This is a genomic window from Pusillimonas sp., assembly GCF_029263785.1.
Classification (GTDB): domain Bacteria; phylum Pseudomonadota; class Gammaproteobacteria; order Burkholderiales; family Burkholderiaceae_B; genus Pusillimonas.
In genome coordinates this window covers 1-3,220 of record NZ_JAJUFE010000094.1, presented here as the reverse complement: position 1 = coordinate 3,220, position 3,220 = coordinate 1, and the positions used below count along the sequence as shown (strand labels likewise).

Annotated in this window: 3 protein-coding genes; all 3 read right to left on the bottom strand. The window is 58.9% G+C overall.

Annotation, left to right across the window (positions count from 1 at the left end; all coding sequences use genetic code 11):
• Positions 1–879 (bottom strand): methyl-accepting chemotaxis protein (locus Q1J88_RS12895; protein ID WP_301118147.1); only part of this gene is annotated, 879 nt, incomplete at its 3' end.
• Positions 880–882: 3 nt separating this feature from the next.
• Positions 883–2,418: a flagellar hook-associated protein FlgL gene (gene flgL, locus Q1J88_RS12890; protein WP_301118145.1), complete on the bottom strand. Its 1,536-nt coding sequence runs from the start codon at positions 2,416–2,418 to the stop codon at positions 883–885.
• A 42-nt stretch (positions 2,419–2,460) separates the two neighbouring features.
• A partial coding sequence (locus Q1J88_RS12885; protein WP_301118144.1) for a flagellar basal body rod C-terminal domain-containing protein occupies positions 2,461–3,220 on the bottom strand: 760 nt, incomplete at its 5' end.

Here is a 3,220-nt window from a genome sequence, read left to right as displayed (position 1 = left end):
TTCGGCCACCTTCTTGACGGAATCCTCGATAAGGTCCTTGATCTCTTTGGCCGCATGTGCGCTGCGCTGGGCCAGTGCACGCACTTCGGAAGCCACCACCGCGAAGCCCTTGCCCTGCTCACCGGCACGTGCGGCCTCGACCGCCGCATTCAGGGCCAGAATATTGGTCTGGAACGCTATGCTGTCGATGACGCCGACAATATCCGAAATTTTTCGCGAGCTTGCCGATATGCCCTGCATGGTGGAAACGACCTCGCCAACAGCGGTGCCGCCGCGCTGGGCAACCTCAGATGCCGTGACTGCCAGCTGGTTGGCCTGGCGGGCGTTGTCGGCGTTTTGCTTGACAGTGCTGGACAGCTCTTCCATGCTGGCGGCGGTCTGCTGCAAGGCGGCTGCCTGCTGTTCGGTTCGACTGCTCAGGTCGGTATGGCCCGAAATAATACGCTGCGCGCTGTCGCCGATCAGGTCAAGACCCGCCCGCACATTGCCGACACTGCGCGCCAGACTGTCCTGTACACGCTTCAGCAACTGAGCAAGGCCGCCGAGTTCTTCGGGGCGCGCGTCGACCCGGTAGGTCAGGTCGCCGCCTGCAAGCGCGTCCAGTTGTCGTCCGATTACTTCCATGGGGCGCAATGCATTTCGCGAAACCATGCGCAGAGACATGAATGCCAGAATGATAGCCAGCACGCTGATCACGGCAAAGACCCACACAGCCTGATCCAGACGCTGATTGGCCGCATCAGCGGCCGGGCCCTGCAGGGCAGAGGCACTCTCGGTCAACATGTACCAGGCGGCCCCTGAAGAAAGCAGTACGAGCAGACAAAGACATGTCACCAATACCCGTACGCCGACCCGAATTTCCCATTGTGTCGATTTCATCGTTTATGACCCCATATTGAACAGGCTGGTACCCTGAATCTTCTTGAACGCCAACGCCGCGGCCTCTAGTGCGGACCGGCGCAACTCGAGCTGCGTGGTGACGGTGTAGTAATCGACGTCCTCGAGCTTTGACAATTGATTGGCATAGCTGAGACTGCGGGAACTTCCGGCAGCATCGATGGCGTCGATTTCGGCCAACCTTGAGCCCACCGAGGCACGTACCGTAAGAACCTGGTCGTAATTGACGTCGATCTTCTGCATGGCAGACGCCAGCGCGTTGGCAATCCTGGCCTGGGCCGTGGCATCACCGCTAGTGGGTGTCACGAGGGCGGCAATGATGTTGTCCAGGGTATCGAAAACATTAAGCTTGGCGGCCATGCCCTGGCCCGGCTCAACCAGGAATTCGTCGTCAGCGTCTGGGGTTCCGCTGATCGGAACAATCACCCCCGGAAGCGTCAGGTGTCCGACCGACGGATCGAACTCATGAGGACCGCTGATGGGGTTTCCATCAGCATCCTCAACCGTGTATGTCAGGTCGCTGCCATCGTTCTCAAACCTGATGCGAAACGGATTTCCGACGTGCTCGTTCTTTGGATCGGTTATCACCGGCAGGCCCAGGGTTGCATTCCCCGTGTTGTCATCGGCTCCACGAGCTACATAGGCTGGAACACTGGCCGGATGGACCGTGAATTTATCGTTGATGGAGGGCGACCCCGAGAAGGCCACTTGAACACCTCCGGGTAACGACAAGATGGCGGTTCCGGAATCGTAATCGTGGGGCCCGTCTGCTTCCGCTACGCTGCCGTCAGCATGAAACGCCCGAACCGTATATTGCAGCACGCCCGCGGCTTCGGTGAACTCGATCTCGAATGGCTTGCCCACATGAGCACCTTGAGGATCGGTAATGGAAGGAGAGCCGATTACGCCAGTGCCGGAATTGGCAGGATCCGCCTGGGTGATATAGGCACGAGAGCCGTTGGCAGCGCGGGCAAAAACGTCAATACCCAGGTCGCCGGTTTGAATGCGACGGGTCTGATCCGCCTGGATCTCGCGTTGACCAGTATCGCCCGAATAGCTGACTGAGCCGAGTGCATCCTTGATAAACGCCGGCTGAGAAGCTGAAAAGCCCGAAAACAGGTACTGTCCGTTACCGTCAGTGGCGTTGGCCAGCCCAAAAAGCGTTTCCTTGGAATTCTTCAGGACATCTGCCAACGTTGCACGATCGGCATCCGACATGGTGCCATTGCCGGCTTCCACCAGACGAGTCTTGATGTCTTGCAGCAAGGTCGTGATGGAGTTCAAGGTATTCTCTTCGTGCCCCAGGTTCATCTTCAGCACGTCGCGGTTGGCGGCATAACGCTCGTTCAGGGATTGCGACTGGCTGAGGTTGACCGCCTGTGCGGCCGCCAACGGGTCGTCGGCGGGTGTAACCATGCGCTGCCCGCTGGCCGCCTGCCGGTACAGATGCAGCAGGTCGGCCTGTTGGGCATTGATGGAATTGAGTCCGGTCTGAAAAAATAAGGAAGAACTGATACGCATCGTGGCTGTCTCGAATTCTGGGGCGCAGGATTATCTGGGCGCTCAGGCACGCAGGCTGAGCAGGGTGTCGAACAAGGTCGAGCTGACATCGATCAGTCGGGATGCCGCCCTGAACTGCTCTTGGTATCGCTCAAGATTGACGTATTCTTCGTTAAGGTTGACACCCGACACCGCCTGTTGGGCAGCATAGTTCTGCTGAATGAGAGCTGCCTGCGCCTTTGAGGCGGTACCGTTTTGCTGCGTCATCACACCAACCTTGTTGACGATCTGCGAAAACGCCTCGTTCAGGCTCATGGTGTTGTTATTGAGTGTTTTTGCGGTTTGCAGCTCGGCCAGCTTCAGTGCGTTGTCGCCGTCGGCCTCACCGGAGGCGCTACCCGCCGCTGCAATGTGCGAGGCGTCGTTCAGGGCCAGCTTCAGGCTGCCTGCCGCATTGCGCGTGGGTTGGATCACCCAGGAATCGCCTGCAACCGGCGACCCGGAAATATCGAACTGTACGCCGTCGAATGAGGCTGGAAGCGTATCGCCGTGATACACGACCGATCCGCCCGGGACGCTTCGCACCTGGTAGTCGACGCCATCGAACTCAACCCGGTAGTCGAACGCGGTGAGCTTGCCGGCGTCGGTGAGTTGAGCCTTGGCGATTGCACTACCCTTGTTGCCCGCTGATTCGATGATCTTCGGGTCACCCAGCGAAAAGAAATCCTGGCCCGGATTGCCGTTGACGTCGAATCCGTCTCGATGAATTACGTTGACTGACATGGCCAGACCGGCCGCCAGACGGCCCAGGTCGTTCTGAACC

Bases quoted from the DNA above. Each gene is read 5' to 3' on its own strand.
- flgL (WP_301118145.1), bottom strand. From the start codon at position 2,418: ATGCGTATCAGTTCTTCCTTATTTTTTCAGACCGGACTCAATTCCATC.